General features: G+C 64.6%; 23 protein-coding genes. 6 read left to right on the top strand and 17 right to left on the bottom strand.

Translation table 11 applies throughout. The annotated features are described in order from the left end of the window. The coding region (locus ACO1XS_RS23485) for a dihydroxy-acid dehydratase domain-containing protein (RefSeq protein WP_486391821.1) at window positions 1-920 on the bottom strand (920 nt) is incomplete at its 3' end. A gap of 284 nt (window positions 921-1,204) precedes the next feature. Between ACO1XS_RS23485 and ACO1XS_RS23480 the strand changes: the two genes are divergently transcribed. After that, window positions 1,205-2,047, top strand: coding sequence for a MurR/RpiR family transcriptional regulator (locus tag ACO1XS_RS23480; protein ID WP_331568724.1), 843 nt, complete (start codon window positions 1,205-1,207; stop codon window positions 2,045-2,047). Window positions 2,048-2,057: 10 nt separating this feature from the next. On the opposite strand, the gene ACO1XS_RS23475 is transcribed toward ACO1XS_RS23480, so the two are convergent. From ACO1XS_RS23475 to ACO1XS_RS23435, 9 genes are all read right to left on the bottom strand, one after another. After that, entirely contained in the window at window positions 2,058-2,474 is a 417-nt protein-coding gene (locus ACO1XS_RS23475) for a CopD family protein (protein WP_331568725.1), read from the bottom strand. Between the two features lie 23 nt (window positions 2,475-2,497). Continuing rightward, on the bottom strand, window positions 2,498-3,784 hold the full coding sequence (locus tag ACO1XS_RS23470; RefSeq protein ID WP_486391820.1) for a glutamate-5-semialdehyde dehydrogenase: 1,287 nt from the start codon (window positions 3,782-3,784) through the stop codon (window positions 2,498-2,500). Between the two features lie 162 nt (window positions 3,785-3,946). After that, window positions 3,947-5,038 (bottom strand): DNA polymerase III subunit delta, encoded by a 1,092-nt coding sequence (gene holA / locus ACO1XS_RS23465; protein ID WP_486391819.1) that lies wholly within the window; start codon window positions 5,036-5,038, stop codon window positions 3,947-3,949. A gap of 31 nt (window positions 5,039-5,069) precedes the next feature. Beyond that, window positions 5,070-5,621 carry an LPS-assembly lipoprotein LptE gene (locus tag ACO1XS_RS23460; RefSeq protein WP_331568730.1) on the bottom strand — a complete coding sequence of 184 codons (552 nt, stop codon included), beginning with the start codon at window positions 5,619-5,621 and terminating at the stop codon, window positions 5,070-5,072. A gap of 81 nt (window positions 5,622-5,702) precedes the next feature. Next, window positions 5,703-8,297: a leucine--tRNA ligase gene (gene leuS, locus ACO1XS_RS23455; protein WP_486391818.1), complete on the bottom strand. Its 2,595-nt coding sequence runs from the start codon at window positions 8,295-8,297 to the stop codon at window positions 5,703-5,705. Window positions 8,298-8,445: 148 nt separating this feature from the next. Next, complete coding sequence (locus tag ACO1XS_RS23450) at window positions 8,446-8,874, bottom strand: ExbD/TolR family protein (RefSeq protein WP_331568734.1); 429 nt, start codon at window positions 8,872-8,874, stop codon at window positions 8,446-8,448. A 30-nt stretch (window positions 8,875-8,904) separates the two neighbouring features. Beyond that, window positions 8,905-9,615, bottom strand: a complete 711-nt coding sequence (locus ACO1XS_RS23445; RefSeq protein WP_331568736.1) for a MotA/TolQ/ExbB proton channel family protein — start codon at window positions 9,613-9,615, stop codon at window positions 8,905-8,907. A gap of 87 nt (window positions 9,616-9,702) precedes the next feature. Continuing rightward, entirely contained in the window at window positions 9,703-10,500 is a 798-nt protein-coding gene (dapB, locus tag ACO1XS_RS23440) for a 4-hydroxy-tetrahydrodipicolinate reductase (protein ID WP_486391817.1), read from the bottom strand. A gap of 34 nt (window positions 10,501-10,534) precedes the next feature. Next, complete coding sequence (locus ACO1XS_RS23435; protein WP_331568740.1) at window positions 10,535-11,287, bottom strand: outer membrane protein assembly factor BamE; 753 nt, start codon at window positions 11,285-11,287, stop codon at window positions 10,535-10,537. A 124-nt stretch (window positions 11,288-11,411) separates the two neighbouring features. Here ACO1XS_RS23435 and fur point away from each other — a divergent pair, with 124 nt between their 5' ends. After that, window positions 11,412-11,840 (top strand): ferric iron uptake transcriptional regulator, encoded by a 429-nt coding sequence (fur, locus tag ACO1XS_RS23430; protein ID WP_173255305.1) that lies wholly within the window; start codon window positions 11,412-11,414, stop codon window positions 11,838-11,840. Between the two features lie 128 nt (window positions 11,841-11,968). Here the strand turns inward: fur and gap are convergent, their stop codons facing one another. Both gap and tkt read right to left on the bottom strand, forming a co-directional pair. Beyond that, window positions 11,969-12,979, bottom strand: a complete 1,011-nt coding sequence (gene gap / locus ACO1XS_RS23425) for a type I glyceraldehyde-3-phosphate dehydrogenase (protein WP_481580133.1) — start codon at window positions 12,977-12,979, stop codon at window positions 11,969-11,971. A gap of 99 nt (window positions 12,980-13,078) precedes the next feature. Beyond that, window positions 13,079-15,112 carry a transketolase gene (tkt, locus tag ACO1XS_RS23420; RefSeq protein ID WP_486391816.1) on the bottom strand — a complete coding sequence of 678 codons (2,034 nt, stop codon included), beginning with the start codon at window positions 15,110-15,112 and terminating at the stop codon, window positions 13,079-13,081. A gap of 317 nt (window positions 15,113-15,429) precedes the next feature. Between tkt and speE the strand changes: the two genes are divergently transcribed. Both speE and ACO1XS_RS23410 read left to right on the top strand, forming a co-directional pair. After that, window positions 15,430-16,296, top strand: a complete 867-nt coding sequence (gene speE, locus ACO1XS_RS23415) for a polyamine aminopropyltransferase (RefSeq protein ID WP_331568746.1) — start codon at window positions 15,430-15,432, stop codon at window positions 16,294-16,296. 72 nt (window positions 16,297-16,368) lie between these two features. Further along, window positions 16,369-17,109 (top strand): 16S rRNA (uracil(1498)-N(3))-methyltransferase, encoded by a 741-nt coding sequence (locus tag ACO1XS_RS23410; protein WP_331568748.1) that lies wholly within the window; start codon window positions 16,369-16,371, stop codon window positions 17,107-17,109. 9 nt (window positions 17,110-17,118) lie between these two features. Here ACO1XS_RS23410 and ACO1XS_RS23405 read toward each other — a convergent pair whose 3' ends face one another. Together ACO1XS_RS23405 and ACO1XS_RS23400 are read right to left on the bottom strand one after the other, a co-directional pair. Then, complete coding sequence (locus ACO1XS_RS23405; RefSeq protein ID WP_331568750.1) at window positions 17,119-17,529, bottom strand: GtrA family protein; 411 nt, start codon at window positions 17,527-17,529, stop codon at window positions 17,119-17,121. 124 nt (window positions 17,530-17,653) lie between these two features. Then, complete coding sequence (locus ACO1XS_RS23400; protein ID WP_486391815.1) at window positions 17,654-18,853, bottom strand: aminotransferase class V-fold PLP-dependent enzyme; 1,200 nt, start codon at window positions 18,851-18,853, stop codon at window positions 17,654-17,656. A gap of 132 nt (window positions 18,854-18,985) precedes the next feature. Between ACO1XS_RS23400 and ACO1XS_RS23395 the strand changes: the two genes are divergently transcribed. Further along, on the top strand, window positions 18,986-19,870 hold the full coding sequence (locus tag ACO1XS_RS23395) for an IclR family transcriptional regulator (protein ID WP_331568754.1): 885 nt from the start codon (window positions 18,986-18,988) through the stop codon (window positions 19,868-19,870). 9 nt (window positions 19,871-19,879) lie between these two features. Beyond that, window positions 19,880-20,353, top strand: a complete 474-nt coding sequence (locus tag ACO1XS_RS23390) for a RidA family protein (protein WP_486391814.1) — start codon at window positions 19,880-19,882, stop codon at window positions 20,351-20,353. A gap of 48 nt (window positions 20,354-20,401) precedes the next feature. Here ACO1XS_RS23390 and ACO1XS_RS23385 read toward each other — a convergent pair whose 3' ends face one another. The 3 genes from ACO1XS_RS23385 to ACO1XS_RS23375 all read right to left on the bottom strand — a co-directional run bounded on the left by ACO1XS_RS23385 (window position 20,402) and on the right by ACO1XS_RS23375 (window position 24,108). Continuing rightward, on the bottom strand, window positions 20,402-20,959 hold the full coding sequence (locus tag ACO1XS_RS23385) for a barstar family protein (RefSeq protein ID WP_331568756.1): 558 nt from the start codon (window positions 20,957-20,959) through the stop codon (window positions 20,402-20,404). A gap of 16 nt (window positions 20,960-20,975) precedes the next feature. Further along, the gene (locus ACO1XS_RS23380) at window positions 20,976-21,437 is read right to left on the bottom strand and encodes a guanyl-specific ribonuclease (RefSeq protein ID WP_331568758.1); all 462 of its coding nucleotides are present in this window, start codon (window positions 21,435-21,437) and stop codon (window positions 20,976-20,978) included. 373 nt (window positions 21,438-21,810) lie between these two features. Next, the gene (locus tag ACO1XS_RS23375; protein ID WP_331568760.1) at window positions 21,811-24,108 is read right to left on the bottom strand and encodes an NADP-dependent malic enzyme; all 2,298 of its coding nucleotides are present in this window, start codon (window positions 24,106-24,108) and stop codon (window positions 21,811-21,813) included. Between the last annotated feature and the right edge of the window lie 13 nt (window positions 24,109-24,121).

Genomic DNA, 24,121 nt, shown 5'->3' with positions numbered 1-24,121 from the left:
GTATGGTTCGTCGAGCCGCCCGTGGCGAGCAGTGCCACGATGCCGTTGACGATCGCCTTCTCGTCGATCACGTGGCCGATCGGCGTGTAATTGCCGCGCTCCACGGTGAGATCGAGCACGCGGCGTGCGGCGGCAGCCGTCAACGCGTCGCGCAACGGTGTGTGCGGATGCACGAACGCCGCGCCGGGCAAATGCAATCCCATCACTTCCATCAGCAATTGGTTACTGTTCGCTGTACCGAAGAACGTGCAGGTCCCGTGCCCGTGATAAGCGGCCGACTCGGCTTCGAGCAGCGCGTCGCGCCCGACCTGGCCCGTTGCGAACTGCTGACGGATCTTCGCTTTATCGTCATTCGACAAGCCACTCGTCATCGGCCCGGCCGGCACGAAGATCGTCGGCAGATGGCCGAACTGCAACGCGCCGATCAACAGGCCCGGCACGATCTTGTCGCAGATGCCGAGACACAGGGCCGCATCGAACATGTTGTGCGTCAGCGCGACCGCCGTCGACATCGCGATGACTTCGCGCGAAAAAAGCGACAGCTCCATGCCGGGATTGCCCTGCGTGATGCCGTCGCACATGGCCGGCACCCCACCCGCGAATTGCGCGACGCCGCCGTTCTCGCGCGCGGCGCGCTTGATGAGGTCCGGAAAATCCTTGTACGGCGCATGTGCCGACAGCATCTCGTTGTAAGACGAGACGATCCCGATGTTCGGCGCGCGTTGCGCCTTGATGGCGAGTTTGTCGTTGCCTTCGAGGCCGGCGAAACCATGCGCCAGATTGGCACAGGACAAGACACCGCGCGCGGGAAACCGGCCTTGCGCGGCGTCGATACGCGCGAGATAGGCCTCGCGCGTCGCCCGGCTCCGTTCGACGATGCGCCTGGTTACTTGAATCAGCGTGGAATGCGGCGAAACCATGGAGAAACGCTCCTTACCGGAAAGCGGCGCTCGCGGCGCCTTACATGTGAGGCGATGCGGCCGCGCGGGGCCGCCTGATGGACTGAATCGTTTTGAGCGCAGCCAGTTTAGTAGAAAAACTACATGACTTCAATGCCTATCGCCGAGGAACAACCGCTATACAGCCATGAATTAAGCGCCCGCAGACATCGTCAGCTCGATCTTCGTGTAGATTTTCTACACACAAACCGCGATACTATTCGCCGACAACCGCTTGCCCGCCGCCCCTGCGCGGTCCGACTGCCATGCTCGCCCGAATTGAAGCAATGCGCATGCAACTGCGCCCCTCCGAACGCAAGTTGGCCGACTACGTGCTCGATACACCGCGCGAGGTGCTCGATCTCGCGATGACCGAGCTCGCCAAGCGAGCCGGCGTGAGCCAGCCGACGATCGCGCGCTTTTGCCATGCGCTCGGCTGCGGCGGCTTTCGCGAGTTCAAGATCCGCCTCGCTCAAAGCATCGCGCAAAGCGTGCCTTCGGTCTACCGCGACGTCCGCCACGACGAGCCGGCGCCCGGCATCATCGCGAAGATATTCGATAGAACGATCGGCGCACTGATCGAAGTGCGCAACAGCCTGTCGGCCGCGAGCGTCGCGAAGGCGGTCGAGCTGCTCGGCCAGGCCTCGCGCATCGAGTTCTATGGGGCGGGCGGCTCGGGCATCGCCGCCCAGGACATCCAGCACAAGTTCTTCCGGCTCGGCATTCCGAGCGTGGCCTATGCGGATCCGCACACGTATTCGATGTCGGCCGCGTTGCTGAATAAAGGGGATGTGGTGGTGGCGATATCGAACACCGGGCGCACACGCGATATCGTCGATGCAGCGCAATCGGCGCTCGGCTGCGGCGCGAGCGTCGTTGCCATCACGCATAGTCACTCGCCGCTGGCGCGGCTCGCGACGGTGAGCTTATCGGCGAACGTCGCCGAGGAAACGGATATTTTTTCTCCGATGACTTCGCGCATGTCGCATCTTGCGATCGGCGACATTCTTGCCGTCGGTGTGGCGCTCACGCGCGGCGCGGAACTCGTCGACAAGCTGGCGCAAGCGAAAGCGACGCTGACGCGCCGCCGCATCGAAATCGACGCCTGATGGACAGCCGTCAGAACGGTTTGACGACGACGAGCGCCACGGCCGCCAACAATCCCAGCACGGGCAGTTCGTTGAAGAAGCGATACCAGCGATGCGAGCGGCGATTCTCGCCGCGCTCGAACACGTGCAGCAAGCGGCCGCAATAGGCGTGGTAAAGAACGAGCAGCACGACCACGCCGAGCTTCGCGTGAATCCATCCTTGCCCCTGCCCGATACCCACGACGAGCCAAAGCCACAGACCGCACGCGAGTGCGGGTACGGCAATGAAAGTCATGAACCGATAGAGCTTGCGCGCCATAGTCAGCAACCGGCGCTGAGCGGCCGGCTCGGTTTCCATGGCCAGATTGACGAAAATCCGCGGCAGATAGAAAAGGCCGGCAAACCAGGATGCAACGAGGACGATATGAAACGTCTTGATCCAGAGCATGGTTATCGTTCTAGGGTTCGTTCTTACTGCCTTATTTCTCCATGACCGAGCACGACGTACTTCAACGATGTGAGCCCCTCGAGACCGACCGGCCCGCGTGCATGGAGTTTGTCGTTGGAGATGCCGATCTCCGCGCCGAGCCCGTACTCGAAACCGTCGGCAAACCGCGTCGAGGCGTTGACCATCACGCTCGCCGAATCGACCTCGCGCAAAAAGCGCATGGCGCGGTCGTGGTCCTCGGTCACGATGGCGTCGGTGTGGGCAGAGCCGTAGGTGTTGATGTGCTCGATGGCCGCATCGATTCCATCGACGACCTTGATCGCTAACACGGGTGCAAGATATTCGGTGCGCCAGTCAGCCTCGGTCGCATCGACGAGCGCGAACGCCGCGGCATCGCTCCCGCAGGCGACTTCGAGCGCCGCGCGCGCGGCCGCATCGACGCGTAGCTCGACGCCTTTATCACGATAAAGCTGTGCGAGCGGCGGCAGCAGGACCTGCGCGACGCCGCGTGCCACCAGCAGCGTCTCCATGGTGTTGCAGGTACCGTAGCGGTGCGTCTTCGCGTTGTCGCACACGGCGAGCGCCTTGGCGATATCGGCGCGATCGTCGACATAGACATGGCAAATGCCGTCCAGGTGCTTGATCATCGGCACGCGCGCTTCCTCGATCAGGCGCGCGATGAGGCTCTTGCCCCCGCGCGGCACGATCACATCGACGAACTCCGTCATCGTGACGAGCTTGCCGACGGCTGCGCGATCGGCCGTCTCGACGACCTGGACCGCATCGCGCGGCAAACCCGCCGCGGCGAGGCCTTCGCCGATCAACACGGCAAGCGCCGAGTTCGACGCGAGCGCCTCGGAGCCGCCGCGCAGAATCGTCGCGTTACCCGACTTCAGGCACAGCGCCGCCGCGTCGATCGTCACATTCGGCCGCGATTCGTAGATGATGCCGACGACGCCCAGCGGCACACGCATCCGGCCAACCTGGATGCCGCTCGGCCGGTACTTGAGACCATCGATTTCGCCGATGGGATCGGGCAGCGCGGCCACCTGGCGCAGCCCTTCGATCATCGTCGCGATCGCCTTGTCGGAAAGCGTCAGCCGATCGACGAACGCCGCATCGAGGCCCTTGTCCCGCGCGCGCGCGACGTCGCCCGCATTGGCGGCTTTCAGTGCCGGCACCTCGCGCTCGATGGCACAGGCAATCGCCTCGAGTGCATCGTTTTTCGCCGCGCTCGAGGCACGCGCCATCGCCCGCGATGCTTGGCGGGCGCGCCGGCCGACGCCGGTCATGTATTCGTCGATATTCATCTTGCTTCTCGTCGATCGTGCGCGCAGTGCGCGCCATGCGGATGCTTCAGGCTGATTAGGGATAGGGATGGCGATAGCGGCATGACAAGCCGCGATGCACCGATTGTAAGCGCAACCGGCCGCAGGCGCCGCGAGCGCGGGACCAGCACCGTCGCCGGCCGCTCACGCAGCCTTGCCCGGCGCGGGTGCGGTGCGCTTGCCCGGCGCGGCAACGAGCGCGGCAAGCTCGAAAAGGCCGTCCCACGGATCGGGCGGCAACGCGTCGCGCCAGCGCCCGCCCGGCATGGCGCCCGTCAGGCCCTTCACCTGCCTGTCGAGTTGCGCGGCCAGCACCAGCCCTTGCTCCAGGACGCTTTCGGTCAACCTTCCGAGCGCGGGGCCGACCAGACGCTCGCGCGGCCCCCAGACGCGGTTTTCGCGCAACAGCGTCGCGAGCGGCTTGCCCGCCGTCGCGCCGCGCTTGATACGCAGCAGCGTGCGCACCTCTTCGGTGAGCGCCCAAAGCACGAGGACGGCCGCTTCGCCTTCGCCCTTCAGGCCGTCCAGCATTCGCGCGAGCCTGCCGACATCGCCCGCGAGCATCGCCTCGTTGAGCTTGAAGACGTCGTAACGCGCGACGTTGAGCACCGCGTCGTGCACCTGTTCGAATGTCAGCGTGCCGGCCGGATAAAGCAACCCGAGCTTCTGAATCTCTTGATGCGCGGCAAGCAGATTGCCCTCCACGCGCTCGGCGATGAACTGCAGTGCACGCCGCCCTTGCTCTCCGGGCGGCACGCGCTGGCCTTGCTGCGCGAGACGCTGGGCCACCCAGTTCGGCAATTGCGCGCGATCGACCGGGTCGATACGCAGCGCGACGCCGGCCTGCTCCAGGGCCGAAAACCACGCGGACTTTTGCGTCGCGGCATCGAGACGCGGCAACGTGACGAGCATCAGAACGTCGGGATTGCCGGCCGCGGCGAGCGTCTTCAACGCGTCGGCACCCTCCTTGCCGGGCTTGCCCGAGGGAATGCGCAACTCGACGAGTTGGCGATCGCCGAAGAGCGACATCGACTGGCTCGCCCCAATAAGCGAGCTCCAATCGAAGCTGCGCTCGACGGTGAACACGGACCGCTCGGTGAAACCCGCCGCGCGCGCCGCGGCACGGATGCGATCGCTCGCCTCCTGCACGAGCAGGTGCTCGTCGCCAAAGACGACGTAGAGCGGCGCGAGCCCCTTGGTCAGATGCGGTTCAAGCGCGTCGAGTCGTAGCTGCATGCGGTGTGCTCCGGACTTGGCAGCGCAGCCATCAAAGCGGCGGCGGCGGCAGCGGCGCGCGCGGCGCGACGGCCGGCGCCTGCTCGCTCGGCGCCGGATGCAGCGAGCGCACGGCACCGAGACGGCGCGTGAGCTGATCGACGGCATCGTTTTGCATATCCGCGAAAAGCAACTCCGACTCCTGCTGTTTCGCCGTCGTGTACCTAGGGCTGTACGTCATCGCGCGGTTCAGCGCGATGATGCTCGGTGGGATCAATAGCGCACCATCCGCGCCGACGAGCGAGTAGGTCATCGAGTAGGTCAGCAGATACTCCTCGGCCACGCCCTGCGTATTGAGCGTCAACGTCGATTGCCCGCGGCTTTCCGAGATCGTCAGGATGGCATCCGCATTCGCCGGCGAGTGGACGATGACGGTGTCGCTGCCACCTTGCACCATGCGCGTGAGGCGCGCGGCGACGACAGGCGTCCCGCCCGAGACGGCGAGCCGTTTGAACGCGTAGTTCTGCTGCCCGCGCAGCTGAAAGCCGCACGCGCTCAGCATCGTCGTTGCCGCCAGAAAGGCGAGAAATGATCGGCGAATCACATTGGCTCCAAAAAGGGTCTGTTCGCAGGGGCACCGACGGCGTTCCGGTGCGCCCGAAGCACGAGTTGAACCGTCAGATCGTCAAACGACGACATTCACGAGCCGACCCGGCACCACGACGACCTTCTTCGCCGGCTTGCCTTCGCTGAAGCGTGCAAACATCTCGTGAGCGAGCGCGGCAGCCTCGATGGCTTCGCGCGGCGCGTCTTTGGCGATCGTCAGCGCACCGCGGACCTTGCCGTTGATCTGCAACACCAGTTCGATGTTCGCCTGCTCGAGCGCTTGCTCGTCGACCTTCGGCCACGGCGCATCGAGCAGCGGGCCGAATTCCGCGGTATAGCCGAGTTCGCCCCAAAGCACGTGCGTGATGTGCGGCACGACCGGATAGAGCGCGCGCAGCATCACACCGTAGCATTCGCGCAGCACCGGGGCACGCGCGCCCTTGGCCGCTTCGAGCGCGTTGAGCATCTTCATCGCGGCGGAAACGACGGTGTTGTACTGCAGCCGCTGGTAGTCGAAATCGGCCTGCTTCAGTACGCCATGGATCTCGCGCCGCAGCGCTTTCTCGGGCTCGCCGAGCGTCGCCGCATCGAACGTCTCGCGCGTGGCAAGGCTTTCGCGGTTCGCGTGGCCGAACGACCAGGCTCGACGCAAAAAGCGGCTCGCGCCTTCGACGCCGGAGCCCGACCACTCGAGCTGCTGCTCGGGCGGCGCCGCGAACATCGTGAACAGCCGCGCGGTATCGGCGCCATGCTGATCGATGAGCAATTGCGGATCGACGCCGTTGTTCTTCGATTTCGACATCTTCTCGACGCCGCCGAGACTGACCGGCTGGCCGTCGGTGTTGAGCGTCGCACCGATCGGACGGCCCTTGTCGTCGTGCGACACGGTGACGTCGGCCGGGTTGTACCAGGTCTTCTTGCCTGCGGCATCCTCGCGGTAGAAGGTCTCGTTGAGCACCATGCCCTGGGTGAGCAGATTCTTCGCGGGCTCGCCGAACTTGACCAGGCCCATGTCGCGCATGACCTTCGTCCAGAATCGCGAGTAAAGCAGATGCAGGATCGCATGCTCGATCCCGCCGATGTACTGGTCCATCGGCATCCAGTAATCGGTGCGCGCGTCGACCATCGTGGGCGCATCGGGGCACGGGTAGCGCGAGAAGTACCAGGCGGAATCGACGAACGTATCCATCGTGTCCGTCTCGCGCCGCGCATCGGCGCCGCACTTCGGACACTGGCACGCCAGGAACGCCGCCGACTTGGCGAGCGGATTGCCCGTGCCATCCGGCACGAGGTCCTCGGGCAGCACGACGGGCAGATCGCTTTCCGGCACCGGCACATCGCCGCAAGCCGGGCAATGAATGATCGGAATCGGTGTGCCCCAGTAGCGCTGGCGCGAAATACCCCAATCGCGCAGGCGCCAGGTCACCTGCTTGTCGCCGAGGCCGAGCGCCTTCAAATCCGCCGCGATCGCATCGACAGCCGCTTCATGCGAAAGGCCGTCGTACTTGCCGCTGTCGATGCAGCTCACGCCATCCTTGTCGCCGTACCAATCCTGCCATGCCTCGGTCGAATAGTCGCAACCGGGCTTGGCGATGACCTGCTTGATCGGCAAGGCGTACTTCTTCGCGAACGCGAAATCGCGCTCGTCGTGCGCCGGCACGCCCATCACCGCACCTTCGCCGTAGCCCATCAGCACATAGTTGCCGATCCAGACTTCGACGCGCTCATGGGTGAGCGGATGAGTGACGAAAAAGCCCGTGGGCACGCCCTTCTTTTCCATCGTCGCGACATCGGCCTCGGCGATGCCGCCGTGTCTGCATTCGTCGATGAAGGTCTGCAACTCGGGCTTGTCCTGGGCCAGCCGCGTGGCAAGCGGATGCTCGGCCGCGATGGCGGCGAACGTCACACCCATGATCGTATCGGCCCGCGTCGTGAATACGCGCAATTGCTTCTTCTCGCCGTCGAGTTCGTACGGGAAAGCGAAGTTCACGCCGAAGCTCTTGCCAATCCAGTTCTGCTGCATGATCTTCACGCGCTCGGGCCAGCCCAGGCCGTCGAGATCGCCGAGCAGTTCGTCGGCGTATTGCGTGATGCGCATGTAGTACATCGGAATCTCGCGCTTTTCCACGAGCGCACCCGAACGCCAGCCACGGCCGTCGATCACCTGCTCGTTGGCGAGCACCGTCTGATCGATGGGATCCCAGTTCACCGTGCCCGTCTTCTTGTAGACGATGCCCTTTTCGAGCATCTTCAGGAACAGCCACTGGTTCCACTTGTAGTACTCGGGTTTGCACGTGGCGACTTCGCGCGACCAATCGATCGCCAGCCCCATCGACTGCATCTGCCTTTTCATGTAGTCGATGTTGTCGTAGGTCCACTTGGCCGGCGGCACACCGTTGGCCATGGCCGCGTTTTCGGCAGGCATGCCGAACGCGTCCCACCCCATCGGCATCAGCACGTTGTAACCGTTCATCCGCAGATAGCGGTACATCACGTCGTTGATCGTGTAGTTGCGCACATGCCCCATGTGCAGCTTGCCCGACGGATACGGCAACATCGAAACGCAATAGAACTTCGGCTTGGCCGGATCTTCCGCGCTGAGATACGTATTGGATGCGCGCCAGTCTGCCTGGGCGGCGGCTTCGATATCGGCGGGTAAATACTTTTCTTGCATGGCGTGGTCAGGGCTTGGCGGTCGTCGCGCTGGCCGGTGCTGTCGCGCCCGCGCAGGCGAAACGCGCGCTCGGGTGGCGGATGCCATTACCGTGCGCGCGGAGAAAGGGTCGATTATACCGTTCGATGCTACGGCCGCCGGTATCGCTTCAGGGATTTGCAGCAGCGGGCGGCTCGGTCACGAAGCCGATGCGCTCGAGCCCGGCCGCCTGTGCCGCCGCCATGACCTCGGCAATGACGTCGTAGCGCGTGGCGCGTGCGGCGCGCAGATGGATATCGGGCGGCTGCGGCGACTTGCCGGCCGCCATCAGCCGGGTGCGCAAGGCTGCGAGCGGGAGAAGCTTGCCATCCCAGTAAAAGTGCCCAGCGTCGTCGATCGAGAGCGTGATCGTCTGCGGGGTCTGCCGTGCCGGCGCCGAGGAGACCTTCGGCAAATCGAGCCGGATCGCGTGCGTGAACAACGGCGCCGTAATGATGAAAATGACGAGCAGAACGAGCATCACATCGATGAGCGGCGTCATGTTGATATCCGCCATCGGCGCGCTGTCCTGCTTCGAATCGAATCCGCCGAATGCCATGCGCTTCTCCCGGGCTAGCGCCTGCTCGAGCTAGGACTGCAGCTGCGCGTCGCGCAGCCGGCGCGCTTCCTTTTCAGGCGCGCAGACATAGGCTTGCAAATCGCGGGCGAAACCGTCGAGATCCTCCGACACCTGCCGCTGCAAACGGCCCAGGATGTTATAGCCGAGCACGGCCGGGATGGCGACCACTAGCCCGAATGCCGTCATGATGAGCGCCTCGCCGACAGGCCCCGCGACGTTTTCGATCATCGCCTGCCCACTGGCCGCGATGCTGCCGAGCGCGTGATAGATCCCCCACACGGTGCCGAGCAGACCGACGAAGGGCGCAGTGCTGCCGATGGACGCCAGCAGCACATGGCCGAATTCCAGCCGGCGCTGCGATACGAGCAGCGCCTGACGCAGCGCGCGCGTCACGCGCTCGCCGAAGTCGACCCGCGCGAGCAATACCGTCGTGCCCATCGCGCCATGCGCCTGCGAGACTTCGAGTGCCGCTACGGCGAGCGGCGTGAACACGCGCTCTTTGTCGACGGCCCGCAGGGCGAGCACCGCATCGGAGAGTGTCGCGGATTGCCAGAAGAGCGCCACCGACCGCGGCCCCTGGCGCTTGGCGCGCACGAGCATCCAGGCCTTGACGAGCAGGAAGCACCAGCTTGCGACCGACATCGCGAGCAGCAGATAGGCAACGCCGTGTGTCACGGCATCGCCCGTTTGCAGATAGTGCATTACGCCGGTAGTTGCCATCGTGTTTCCTGTCGCGTTTGCCATCGACCGCGCCTCGCTCCGGGAGTGCGGGGTTGCCGGGCCGGCCGCCTCCGCGTACGCAGCCGATTACCGCAAGCCGAGTACGTCGCGCATGTCGTAAAAGCCGGTGCCGCGCTCGGCGAGAAACCGTGCGGCGCGCAGCGCGCCTTGTGCGTACGAGACGCGGCTTGCCGATTTGTGCGTGATCTCGATACGCTCGCCGGTACCGGCGAACAATACCGTATGGTCGCCCACGATGTCGCCGCCGCGAATCGCAGAAAACCCGATCGTCGACGGATCGCGCTCGCCCGTTATGCCGTGACGGCCATAGACGGCGCAATCCTCGAGCTTGCGGCCGAGTGCGCCCGCCACCGCCTCGCCCATCATCAGCGCGGTGCCCGACGGTGCGTCGACCTTGTGCCGATGGTGCGCCTCGATGATTTCGATGTCATAGCCCTCGGCGAAATGGCGCGCCGCGAATTCGAGCAGCTTCAGCGTCACATTGACGCCGACGCTCATGTTGGCCGCGAACACGATGCCGATCTTTTCGCCCGCGCGCGCGAGCGCCTCTTTTTGCGCTTCGTCGAAGCCGGTCGTACCGATCACGAGGTTGGTGCCGTGCCGCAGCGCCGCGTTCAGATGCGCCATCGTGACTTCGGGGCGCGTGAAATCGATCAAACAATCGGCACCGGCCAGCACGCCATCGACATCATCGGACAGCGTGACGCCCGTCTTCTTGCCGAGAAAAGCACCGGCGTCCTCACCAAGCGCCGCCGCGCCCGGACGGCCGAGCGCCCCGGCGAGCACCGCATCCGGATCGTTGAACACCGCTTCGATCAGCATCCGGCCCATCCGGCCCGATGCGCCTGCAATGGCGATTTTCATCGGCACTCAGCTCTCACTCTTATGACGATAGGACTCACTGCGAGTTGGTGGGGCCAACCGGCTCGCTCTCGTTTTGCTTGGCCGGCGGCGGCTCGCGGTGGAATTGGAATTGCGGCGAGGCGCCGGACGGAGCGCCGGTGCCGGGTACGCCCGAGCGCACCGCGGGAGCCGAACTCGTCTGATTGACGGCGCGATTGGCCGCCTGCGCCGCCTGCGCGTTGGCATCGGGTGCGGTTTCCGAAGCTGACTGAGCCGCAGCCGGCGCCGAAGCAGCCGCCGCAGCCGAAGCCGCCGACTCGGAGGCCGCTGCGGCGGAACTCGCGGCGGCGGCCTGGGCCGCCTTGGCTTTCTTGCCGCGCCTGTCGCCGTCGATATCGGCAAGCAACTCGAGTTCCGATGGCAGATCGTCCCCACCTTGCCAGCTCGTGACCGCATCGTCCTTGAAATTGACGACGAAATCGCGCTGCTGCACGACGGCCGTCGAACCGCGCTTGAAGTAGAACAGATAGTCCCAGCGATCCGCATGGAACATGTCGGTCAACAACGGCGTTCCAAGCGCGGCCTTCACTTCGGCACGCGTCATGCCGACGTGCATCTTGGCAGCCGCCTCCTTCGAGACGAAGTTGCCTTGCACGACGGTGATCCGATACGGCGTGATGCTTTGGGCGATGCGCTGCGTGAGGCTGTCGTAGGTCGAACATCCAGCGAGGAGCGCAACTGCCGCGGCGATAACGAACGCGCCGCGCGCGCCGCTCCCCCGACACTTCAAAAGAAAATTTGGACTCATTTCACCCACCGAGCGGGCCTCTTTTTGCATGCGCCGAGACCGCGCGAGTTTCACCGAAGATGACCGGAACCGCAAAAACCCATTACTATTGGAGCCCTGCATTGTACTCTAGGGATGCCTTGCCATGACCAATCCGACCGATCTCAAAAATATCGGGCTCAAGGCGACCCTTCCACGCCTGAAGATTCTCGAGATCTTCCAGCGCAGTCCGGTCCGCCATTTGACGGCCGAAGACGTCTACCGCAATTTGCTCAACGAACAACTCGACATCGGGCTTGCCACCGTATATCGCGTACTGACGCAGTTCGAACAGGCCGGCCTGCTCTCGCGCAGCAACTTCGAATCGGGCAAGGCGGTGTTCGAACTGAACGAGGGCACGCACCACGACCATCTGGTCTGTGTCGACTGCGGCCGCGTCGAAGAGTTCTTCGATCCCGAAATCGAAAAGCGCCAGCAAGCGATTGCCGAAGAGCGGGGCTTCAAGCTGCAAGAGCATGCGCTCGCGCTCTACGGCACTTGTACGAAGGAAAACTGCCCTCATCGCAAACACTGAGGCCAGCATCGAGCATCGGTGCTCGCACGCCACAAACGCAAAGAGCCGCCCGTCGATGAGGCGGCTCTTTGCTTCTGGGCGATCGGCGAACGGGCGCATCGCCTCGCGGCGTGCACCCGATACCGTCGTCACTTCGCCGTGGCGAGCGCGATAGCCGTATCCAACATGCGGTTCGAGAAGCCCCACTCGTTGTCGTACCAGCTCGACACCTTCACGAGGCGCCCCGCCACCTTCGTCAGCGTCGAGTCGAACGTCGACGAAGCCGGGTTGTGGTTGAAGTCGACCGAGACCAGCGGCGCATCGTTGTAGCCGAGAATACCCTTCAGCTCACCCGCGGCCGCATCCTTCATGATCGCGTTGATCTCTTCGACCGTCGTGTCGCGCTTGGCGATGAACGACAGGTCGACGATCGAAACGTTGATCGTCGGCACGCGAATGGCATAGCCGTCGAGCTTGCCGGCCAGCTCAGGCAACACGAGGCCGATGGCCGCCGCGGCACCGGTCTTCGTCGGAATCTGGCTGTGCGTGGCCGAGCGCGCGCGGCGCAGGTCTTCGTGATAGACGTCGGTCAGCACCTGGTCGTTCGTATAGGCGTGGATCGTCGTCATCAGACCCGTTTCGAGGCCGATCTTGTCGTTGAGCGGCTTGACGAGCGGCGCGAGACAGTTCGTCGTGCACGATGCGTTCGACACGACCGTGTGTTCGGCCTTCAACGTGTTGTGGTTCACGCCATAGACGATCGTCGCGTCCACGTCCTTGCCGCCCGGCGCCGAAATCAGCACCTTCTTGGCGCCGCCTTGCAGATGCGCACTGGCCTTCGCCTTCGACGTGAAAAAGCCCGTGCACTCCATCACCACGTCGACACCGAGTTCGCCCCAAGGCAACTCGGCCGGGTTGCGGTTCGCCAGTACGCGAATCTTGTCGCCGTCGACGATGAGGTAATCGCCGTCCACTGCCACTTCTGAATTGAACCGCCCATGCGCCGTGTCGTACTTCGTGAGATGCGCGTTCGTCTTTGCATCACCGAGGTCGTTGATGGCGACGATTTCGAGATCGTGCTTCTTGCCATTCTCGTAGAACGCGCGCAGCGTATTGCGGCCGATCCGGCCATAGCCGTTGATTGCAACGCGAATCGTCATGCTGTTTCTCCTGAACTTGGGCTGAAAAAAGTCCTGTGTTTTCCAACAGTCCGGCGGCGCGGCTGGGCGAGACCCCGCGGTCGGACCCCTCTCGTCCTCTTATTGGTCGAGCGCCGTCTTCGCAGCCGCGACGACGTGCTCCACCGTGAAGCCGAAGTGCTTGAACAGCACGCCGGCGGGGGCCGATTCACCATACGTGTCGATACCGACCACGCTTCCCTCGAGCCCGACGTACTTTCGCCAGTAGTCGGTCACGCCTGCCTCGATTGCCACGCGGCGCACGCCCTTCGGCAGCACGCGCTCGCGATATTCGGCGTCCTGACGGTCGTACACCGTCGGCGCGGGCATGGAGACCACGCGCGCGGCGATGCCTTCGCGCGCAAGCGGCTCCACTGCCTTCAGGGCGAGTTCCACTTCGGAACCCGTCGCGATGAGAATGATCTTGCGCGCGACGATTTCATCGTCCCAGTCGCGCAGCACGTAGCCGCCCGATGCGATGTTCGCGATCTGGGCCTCGGTACGCTCCGAGAACGGCAGATTCTGCCGGCTGAACACCAGGCACGACGGACTCTGACGCTCGATGGCCCGCGTCCAGGCCACGGCCGTCTCGACCGTGTCGGCCGGGCGCCAGACGTCCAGATTCGGAATCAGGCGCAAGCTCGCCAGGTGTTCGATCGACTGATGCGTCGGACCGTCTTCGCCGAGGCCGATCGAATCGTGCGTGAAGACGAAGATCGACGGCGCCTTCATCAGTGCGGCGACGCGCAGCGCATTGCGGCTGTAGTCCGAGAACGTCAGGAACGTGCCGCCGAACGCCTTGTAGCCGCCGTGCAGCGCGATGCCGTTGATGATGGCGCTCATGCCGAATTCGCGCACACCGTAATTGATATGGTTGCCCCACACGATGCCGCTTTCGCCCTCGCCGGCCGCGCGCACGGGCTTGCTGGCCTTCCAGTTCGTGAGGTTCGAGCCGGTCAGGTCGGCCGAGCCGCCGAGCAGTTCCGGCAACGCCGCCGCGAGTCCGTCCAGCGCAAGCTGCGACGCCTTGCGCGTGGCGACCGTCTCGGCCCGCTCGTTCGCGCCCGCGATGATCGCCTGCGCCTTCGCGGCCCAGTCGGCGGGCAGCTTGCCTGCCGCGCGGCGCTCGAATTCGGCCGCCTCGGCCGGGTACTTGGCCCGATACTGCGCGAGCGCGCCGTTCCAGTCCGATTCGTTGCGCGCGCCCAGCTCCTTCGCATCCCACGCCGCATAGACCTCTTGCGGAATGACGAACGGCTCCCATGTCCAGCCGAGCGCCGCGCGCGTGGCGGCGACTTCCTGCGCGCCGAGCGCCGCACCGTGGACGTCGTGGCCGCCGGCCTTGTTCGGCGAACCCTTGCCGATCACGGTCTTGCAGCAGATCAGCGTGGGCTTGTCCGCGCGCTTTGCCGCCGCGATGGCCGCGTCCACTGCATCGACGTCATGACCGTCGACGTGGGGAATCACGTTCCAGCCGTACGCTTCGAAGCGCTTCGGCGTGTCGTCGTGGAACCAGTGTTCGACGTGGCCGTCGATCGAGATGCCGTTGTCGTCGTACAGCGCAATCAGCTTGTTGAGCTTGAGCGTGCCCGCGAGCGAACAGGCTTCGTGCGAGATGCCCTCCATCAGACAGCCGTCGCCGAGGAAAACGTAGGTGTGGTGGTCGACGATCTTGGCATCGGCCTTGTTGAACTCGGCAGCCAACAGCGCCTCCGCAAGCGCCATGCCGACGGCGTTCGCAAGCCCCTGGCCGAGCGGCCCGGTCGTCGTTTCGACACCGGGCGTGATGCCGTATTCGGGGTGACCGGGCGTCTTCGAATGAAGCTGGCGGAAATTCTTCAGTTCGGCGAGCGGCAGGTCGTAGCCGGTCAAATGCAAGAGCGCGTAAAGCAGCATCGAGCCGTGCCCGTTGGAGAGCACGAAGCGGTCGCGATTGGCCCAGTGCGGATTGACCGGATTGTGCTTCAGGTGGCGCGACCAGAGCGCCACGGCAATGTCCGCCATGCCCATCGGCATGCCGGGATGGCCCGAGTTCGCTTGTTGCACGGCGTCCATCGCGAGCGCGCGGATTGCGTTCGCCATCAGGGCGGTGGGGGCGGGAGACGAGGTCGTCATGTCGAGTCCGGAGAACGAGTCGAGAAAGCGGGGCCGTGCTGAAGGCCGTTGCTCGCTGCCCAAGGCGCCGCCCGGGCACGAATGAATCGAGCACGGCGGGGACAGATCGAAAGAGCAAACGGACGGGGCTGCAAAGCATGCCATTCTAACAGATGCCCCCTTTTGCCGGCCTGCCTCGCGGGCGATCGGCGTCCCGCCCGCTGGCCGCGCACAGGTACCGCGTCGGCGTTCGGGCACCTATAATCGAGCGGTCGACGACTCATTGCACGCGCCGCCCGCCGCGCCTTCCCGTGACCGCCCGCACCCCTGTCCCGCTCATGTTTCGACCGACCGCGCATGCCGTCTATGGTTTCCCACATGCGCGGCGGCTCGCAAGCGTCACTTCGCCGCACCAGCGCATCGAGGTCTGGGACACGCCGCAACTGGGCGTGCTGTTCACGCTGGACGGCCGGCCGATGACCTCCGCCGGCGACGAGTTCGTCTATCACGAGTGCATGGTGCACCCGGCGGCGCTCGCGCATCCGGAACCCAGAAAAGCGCTCGTGCTCGGAGGCGGCGACGGCGGAGCCGCGCGGCAGTTGCTGATGCACCCGAGCATCGAACGCATCGTCGTGGCCGAGCTCGACGCAGCCGTCGTCGAAATGGCGCGGCGCCACCTCAGCGATGTGCATCGCGGCGCCCTCGACGATTCCCGTGTCGAACTCGTGATCGGTGATGCGGCGCAGTTCGTCGCGCGCACGAGAGAGCAATTCGATGTGGTCGTATTCGACTTGACGCCACCCGATTCGCCGGCCGCCGCGCTTTACACCAGCGAGTTCTACGCGCGCCTGAAAAAGGCGCTGGCGCCCCGCTCGGCGCTTTCGATGCATCTCGGCTCGCCTCACTTTCACGCCGGGCGCGTCGCCGCGCTCATCGCGGGTTTGCGCGAACACTTCGCCATCGTCGACACCATGTCGGCATTCGTGCCGCTCTACGGCTCGCAGTGGCTGATGGCTGTGGCCAGCGACACGCTCGACGCCGCAGCGCTGTTCAAGCACGAGATCGAGGCCCGGCTCGCCGCGCGCCGCATCGAGGGTCTCCAATACTATGGCGCGGCCTTGCATCGCCCGCTCTTCGCATTGCCTGCCGCGCTTGAGGCTAAACTCGCTGCTTCGCGCAAAGCGCGTCCCGAGTTGCCGGGTTGAGGCCGCCTCAGGCGACGCACCGCGGCGCCCGGGCATCCGCTGCGCAGTCTTTCTTGAACGATGCCACCCGCCATGCCCCGTTTCTTTGTCGACATGCCGTTGCAGACCGGCGCGCTACTTGCGCTGCCCGAGGAGGTCGCCCGTCATATCCAGGTGCTGCGCTTGCAGCCCGGCGATGCGCTCACGTTATTCAACGGCCAAGGCGGCCAGTACGATGCGCGGCTCGCCGAGCTGGGCAAGCGCTCGGCCACCGTGGAGCTCGGCGCATTTGTCGCCGTCGAAGCGGAACCGCCCTACCGGATCACGCTTGCGCAAGGCATCGCCGGCGGCGACAAAATGGACTGGCTCATCGAAAAGGCAATCGAGCTCGGCGCATCGCATATCGTGCCGATCGGAACGGCGCGCGCCGTCGTGCGCCTCGCGGGCGAGCGCGCCGCCCGTCGCCAGGCGCATTGGCAGGCGCTCATTGCGGCCGCGTGCGAGCAATGCGGCCGCAATCGCGTGCCGCAAGTCGAGCCGCCGCGCGAACTGTTGGCTTGGCTCGAGGCGCTGCCGGCCGCACCCGGCGACGGTGAGCTGCGGTTGATGCTCTCGCCGCGCGGGGCACAGCCTTTCGACACGTTGCCCACGAGGGCACCCTGCGCGGCCGTGACCGTGCTGATCGGCCCGGAGGGAGGCCTCGCGCCGGAGGAGGAAGTCGCCGCGGCGACACGTGGATTCACGCCGATTGCGCTGGGGCCGCGCGTGCTGCGCACGGAAACGGCCGGCATTGCAGTCCTGGCCGCGCTCGCCGCGCGGTGGGGCGGTTGGTAGACCGCGAAGTCAGGGGTGCGGTTGCTGCTGTTCCCGTCGATGTCGAAACACCCACCAGCGGGCCGACACGAAGTTGACGAACAAGCCGGCAATGGAACCGGCGGCGACCCCGATAAACGGAAGAAACGCGGTTCGCGGCTGCGTGAGCACCACCACGCTGTACGCGGCATAGTTGACGCAGCCGCCCACGGACATCGCCGAAAGGTACCGCCACCACTCATGCCATACCGAGCCGCCGCTTCGCTCCGAAAACGTGAAACGCCGGTTGACCTGCCATGTCGTCCAGACAGCCGCCAAAAACGAGACCGTGCGCCCCGCGAAATACCCGAGACCGAGGCGAAGCGCGATCCATAGGACGCCCGCGTCAACGATGAAGCCGAGGACGCCCGCTATGGCGAACCGGAAAATCTGCCTGAACACCGCCGCGCCGCTCCGTTAAAGTCGAAGCGACCGATTATACGGGCCGCGCGGGGCGATCGAGGCCGGCCGCTCTAAGCGGCGCACGCGGCGGCCGCGAGGTTGCGCCGCGGCCCGCTCGGACCGCCTAATCTGGCCAGTTGAGCCTACTCGCCGTGCGACGCGCATCGCGCTGCGTGAATGGCGTGATACGCGGTACGCTCGCGTCGCGGGCACGCTCGAGCTCGGCAACGAGACGTGCCTTGACGATCTCCTCTTCGCCAGGATGCAGATTGCAGGGATCGAGAAAGAAGAAGTGCTGCTCGGCTTCGTGATCGCGTGCGATGACGGGCGGCTCGTCGCCCTGCGGTTTCGCGAGCGCGTCGACGAGGTCCCAGGCCGTGATCCGCGCGGTTCTCGGATCGACGTGAATCTTGAGCCGGTCGAGTGGATTGCCGGTCGGGTCCGGGTCGATTTCGGCGCGGATACCGGCAAAGCCGGCGAGCGCATCGCGCCATAGCGTGAGGTAGGCACGTTCTCGCGCCCGCACGGCATCGTGGTCGCGCCGCGCCCAAGCTTGCAATGCCGCCATGGCGCCGACGATCCCCTCCTTGCCCACCTTGAAGCCTCGACCGATGCCGCCGTTTTGAAAGTAGGCCGCGCGCACGAGTGCCTTTTTGCCGGCCACGATGCCTGCTGTCGCGCCGCCCAGGAACTTGTGCGCCGAATAAAGCACGACATCGGCGCCGCGCGCGAGAAAACTCGTCAGATCGTATTCGGAGGCCGCATCGACGATGACGGGTACGCCCTTCGCGCGAGCCACCGCGACGAATTCCTCGAAGGGGATCATCCCGTATTGCTGCGTGTGATGCGAAACGACGAAAAGCGCGGCGGTCGTGCGCTCGCCGATGGCGCCGTCGAGCTGATAGTCGTGCGCTTCGGTGGCGGCACCGACAGAGACCAGTTTCGCGCCGGCGAGCCGGATCGCCTGATCGATCGGCGCCCCGTAGTTGACGAGATGCCCCGTCTGCACGACGACTTCGTTTCGCAAGCCCGTGGTGTCCGGCAGCCGCTCGATCAAGGCGAGGTTATCGCCCGTCATCGTCGCGGCGATCGTCAGCGTGATGGCAGCCGAACAGGAGGCCGTGACGTAGCCGGCTTCGCTGCCGCAAGCCGCCGCGATGACGGCGGATGCGCGGCGCTGCAGATCGTCGATTTCGACGAACTCCGGCAGCACCTCGGCGATGGCTTCGATGACGGGGACAACCACGATCGAAGCGCCAAGGCCGGTCATCGTGCCCGATACGTTGATGACGGGGCGCAGCCCGTGACGGCGACGGAAATCCATCTGTGGCCTCCTTGCCAATTCCATAATTACGGAATAGCATCTTTGACTGTGGATCAGTCTAGGCGTATCGTCGGATACCGTCAATCAGTCACAAACCCTCCCCCGCGTTGTCTCTTGAACAGGATGTGAGCCATGGCAAGCAGTCGGAACCCGGAAGCACTCGGTGCCGAGGACAATGAGCGCTTGCCAGCCGGGCAACCGGCACGTCGAGAAGGTCAAGTGCAAGCCGCTCGTTCGCGCACCGGTGCGATCGAGCGCGTGCTGCAGATCCTCGATGGCCTGCAGCAGATGGGCCGACCGATGACCGCATACGAGATCGCGCAGACGGTCGGCGCGCCCCCGTCTACCATCTATGCGGTCATCAACGATCTCGTCGACAAAAACCTGCTGACGCGCGCGACGGGGGGAGCGATCTGGCTCGGCCCGCGCCTTTACGGCTATGGGCTCACGTATGCGGGCTCGCTCGACTACCTCGCGGTCGCGGCCGAGGAAATGGAGCGCTTGTCGCAGACCGTGGGCGAAACGGTGCAGGTGTGCGGCCGCGAAGAAGGCATGATGGTTGTGCTGCAGATGGTCGAAGGCCCGGGGCATTTTCGCGTGACATCGCGTGTGGGCTCGCGCATGCCGATCAACTGGACCGCCTCGGGGCGGCTGCTCGTGGGCCATCTGCCCGACGGCGAACGTGAGGCGTTTTTCGCGCGTCATAGCAAGCCTTCGCCGACGGGTCTCGCGCAGATCGATCCGAGCACGCTCGCGCGGCGCTCGCGCGAGGCCTTCGAGTCCCGGTTCGCGCTACAAATCGGCGAATCGGACGCAACGGTAGCGTGCCTCGCCGCGCCGGTTTGCAATACGAGCGGAGAGTGTGTGCTCACGATCTCGATCGTCATGACGCAAAGCAAAGTCGCCGAAGGCGTCGAACGTTATCGCGCGAGCGTTCAGTCGGCCGCCCGACGCATCGAAGAACGACTCGGCTGGCAACACGTCGCCGGCCAGCCGCTCATCCCGATTTCTTCCTGAGAAACGTCGATGTCAAGTCCACACGACTGCTATGCGCAACTGCGCAAACTAGGCCTGGTGCTGCAACCGGTGCCGAAAGCGATCGGCAACTTCCAGCACAGTGCGCGCGAAGGCAATCTCGTGTTCCTCTCGGGGCAGGGACCGCTCGGCGACGACGGCCGGCTGCTGACAGGCAAGGTCGGCGCCACGGTGACGGCCGAAGAGGCCTACGATCACGCCCGGCGCGTCGGGCTGAACCTGCTGTCGGTCATGGAGAGCGAGCTCGGGGACCTCGGGCGCGTGAAGCGCATCGTCAAGCTCTTGGGGATGGTGAACGCCACCCCGGAATTCGCGGAGCACTCGCGCGTCGTCAACGGGTGTTCCGATCTTTTCATCGAGGTGTTCGGGGAAGCCGGACGGCATGCGCGCTCGGCCATCGGCGTGGGGTCGCTGCCCGGCAACATCACGGTCGAGATCGAAGCCGTGATCGCGGTGCACGAGTAAGGCGAGCGCCGCCCGAAGCGGCAAGCGCTCGAGGCGGCGCTTAAGTTCTTACGCGAACGAGTAGAACACGCGGAACGCGACCTTGCGCTCGGCCCAGAATTCGGCCGCTTCGCGGAACACGTCGAGCAGCGTCTCGCGACCTTCCTTGTCGAACTTTTGTGCAATGGGCAGTGCCTCGAGCACGATCACGAAGCCTGGCTGGGGACCGGCCTTGTGAACGAGATCGGTGAGACAGTCGTAAAGCGCGTCGTAGTTCTTGCCGAAATGCTTCGGAAAGAAAAAGGACGTGGAAATCGTCTCGAGCACTTCTTGCTTCGAGTTCGCGTTGCCGCAATAGGCATAGAGGAAATGCTCGCCGAGCCGGTTCGCTTCGTCGGCGAGATCCTGCACGCGAAACGCGCGGATCGATTGGACGATATTCGGCCGCACCGTCGAGAACAGGCTCATAGGCTCCTCGCTCGATGAAGGCCCGGGCTGCGGATCGTTGTTGCACGGACCGTTTTCGCCCGTGCGCATCTGCATGACGCGCTGAAAAAGGTTGCCGTCGCGGGCCGCGAAAAGATCCGTCGCGACCGTGCCGTCGTACGCGTAGATGTTGTCGCTCATGCCGTTCATCCCGATATCATTCAATGATGCGTTTAAAACTGGTGTAGTGGTCGTCCGAATAAAAGCAGTTGTCGATCTGCCTCGGCGGACCCCCGCAGACTATGCGGCGAGCGCCTCGATTCCTTGCCCCCGGTGTCCGAACCGTGTACTCGTGGTAATAGCCGCGCGGCCGCCGCGGCAGCAACCGTTCGAAGTTGCCGAAGACAATGCCATCCTTGGAGAACCGATAAGGCCCACCCGCTGAAATCGACTTCAATGTGTCGCGCGCCTGGCGCGGCAACTCCGGCGACGCGACCGTCGGGCCTGTCCAATCGACTGCAGCGGGCGCCGCGGCGACCGATTCGCGCGCGAGTGCCGCGCCGCCGGGCGGCAGGACCGATCCCAGACTGAGCGCGAGCGCAATAGCCGCGACGAAACCCGCGTGACTGCTACGCGCGCGCGAGTGCTTCCCACTGGCGGCGCCCGGTTGTGCGCTCATCGGCCGGCTGACCCCGTTTTCGACAGGACGGATAAACCACGAAAAACGCAAGGTTATCCCTAACAGCCCGCGGAAGCAATCTTTGTTAGGAAAATGAAGGATTTACGTGAAAGGGTCAGATGAGTTCCGGCGGCATTTTCGATCTTTCGCGCGAAATTTTATCCTGAACAGGCGATTTTTTATCCTGTTTACGATAAGCTAACAAATGACGGTTCCGGCGGCCCCGGGTCTTTGCCTCCCCGCGGGTCGAGCGGTACGGAGCCGTCGTTTCACGCTTTAAGGGCAGTTTCTCTCTCTCTTTCGCCCTCGGCGTGCCCATTGCGGGCACGCCGTTTTTTTTGCCTGCTTCGTTGTAGCAGCCTGCTCGTCCTGCTTATCGCACCGCGTTTGCGTCCGCCACGAGCAATGCCGTCATGTTGACGATGCGGCGCACCGTCGCGGACGCGGTCAACACATGGACGGGCTTGGCCGCACCGAGCAGGATAGGACCGATCGCGATGTTATTGCCCGCCGCCGTCTTGAGCAGGTTGTAGGAAATGTTGGCCGCGTCGATGTTCGGCAGCACGAGCAGGTTCGCATCGCCTTCGAGCGTCGATTCGGGCAGCACTTCCTTGCGCAGATTCGCATCGAGCGCCACATCGCCGTGCATCTCGCCGTCCACTTGCAGCTCCGGCGCGCGCTCCTTGAGCAGCGCAAGCGTGTCGCGCATCTTTTGCGCCGACGGCGCGTGGCTCGTGCCGAAGTTCGAATGCGAGACGAGCGCCACCTTCGGCTCGATACCGAAGCGCCGTACTTCCTCGGCCGCCATGATGGTGATTTCGGCGAGCTGTTCGGGTGTCGGGTCCACGTTCACATGCGTGTCGACGAGGAAGATCTGCCGACCCGGCAGCACGAGTGCATTCATTGCCGCATAGACACTGCAGCCGGCGCGCTTGCCGATCACCTGGTCGATGAAGTGCAGGTGCCGGTGCGTCGTGCTGATCGTCCCGCAGATCATGCCGTCCGCTTCGCCCTTGGCGAGCAGCATCGAGCCGATCAGCGTGGTGCGGCGGCGCATCTCGAGCTTCGCCATCTGGTGGCTGATGCCCTTGCGCGCCATCACTTGCGCGTAGGTCTGCCAGAACTCGCGGTAACGTTCGTCGTGCTCCGTATTGACCACCGTGTAGTCCACGCCCGCGGTCAAACGCAGGCCGTAGCGTTCGATACGGCTTTCGATGACGGACGGCCGGCCGATCAATATCGGCTTGGCCAGCTTTTCGTCGACGGCGATCTGCACCGCGCGCAGTACGCGCTCCTCTTCCCCTTCGGCGAACACGACACGCTTTTTCCCGTCCGCCACGCTACGCGCCTGTTGGAAGATCGGCTTCATCGTCGTACCGCTGTGGTAGACGAACTGCTGCAGATGCTGCTTGTACGCCTCCATATCCTCGATCGGGCGCGTCGCCACGCCGGAATCCATCGCGGCCTGGGCCACCGCGGGCGCGATCTTGACGATGAGGCGCGGGTCGAACGGCTTCGGAATCAGATACTCGGGGCCGAACGAAAGATCCTGAATGCCGTAGGCCGTCGCGACGATGTCGCTTTGCTCCTGGCGGGCCAGCTCGGCAATCGCGTTGACGGCGGCAATCTCCATCTCGCGCGTGACCGTCGTCGCCCCTGCATCGAGCGCTCCCCGGAAAATGAACGGAAAGCAGAGGACGTTGTTGACCTGGTTCGGATAGTCGGTGCGGCCGGTGGCGAGCACCGCGTCGGGCCGCACTTCGAGCGCGACTTCGGGCAGGATTTCGGGCGTCGGGTTCGCGAGCGCGAGGATCAGCGGCTTTGCGGCCATGGTCTTGGCCATCTCGGGCTTGAGCACACCGCCGGCCGACAGTCCCAGGAAGATATCGGCACCTTCGATGACTTCCGCGAGCGTGCGCGCACTCGTTTCACGCGCAAAGCGCTCCTTGTCCGGATCCATGAGTTCGGTGCGGCCCTTGTAGACCACGCCGGCCAGATCGGTCACGAAGATGTTCTCGAGCGACATGCCGAGATCGACGAGCAGATCGAGGCAGGCGAGCGAAGCTGCGCCGGCACCGGAGGCGACGAGCTTCACCTTGCCGATCTCCTTGCCGACGACCTTCAGACCGTTGGTCACGGCCGCCGCCACGACGATCGCCGTGCCATGCTGGTCGTCGTGAAAGACCGGGATTTTCATGCGCTTGCGACACTCGCGCTCGACGATGAAGCAATCCGGTGCCTTGATATCCTCGAGGTTGATGCCGCCGAACGTCGGCTCGAGCGCCGCGACGACATCGACGAGCTTGTGCGGATCGGTCTCGTTGATTTCGATGTCGAATACGTCGATGCCGGCGAACTTCTTGAAGAGGACCGCCTTGCCTTCCATGACGGGCTTCGACGCGAGCGGACCGATGTTGCCGAGTCCGAGCACCGCCGTGCCGTTCGTGACCACGCCGACGAGATTGCTGCGCGCTGTGAAGCGCGCCGCGTTGAGCGGGTTTTCGACGATTTCCTCGCAGGCAAAGGCCACGCCAGGCGAATACGCCAGCGCCAGATCGCGCTGGTTGATCATCTGCTTGGTGGGGGCGATGGCGATTTTGCCGGGGGACGGGAATTCGTGATAATCGAGCGCGGCTTCGCGCAACTTCGTCTTGGTGGGGCTGGTCGACATGAGGGAAAAGTCC

The organism is Trinickia sp., assembly GCF_057351765.1.
Note: the sequence above shows the minus strand (reverse complement) of the source record. Positions and strands in the feature narration are given on the sequence as shown.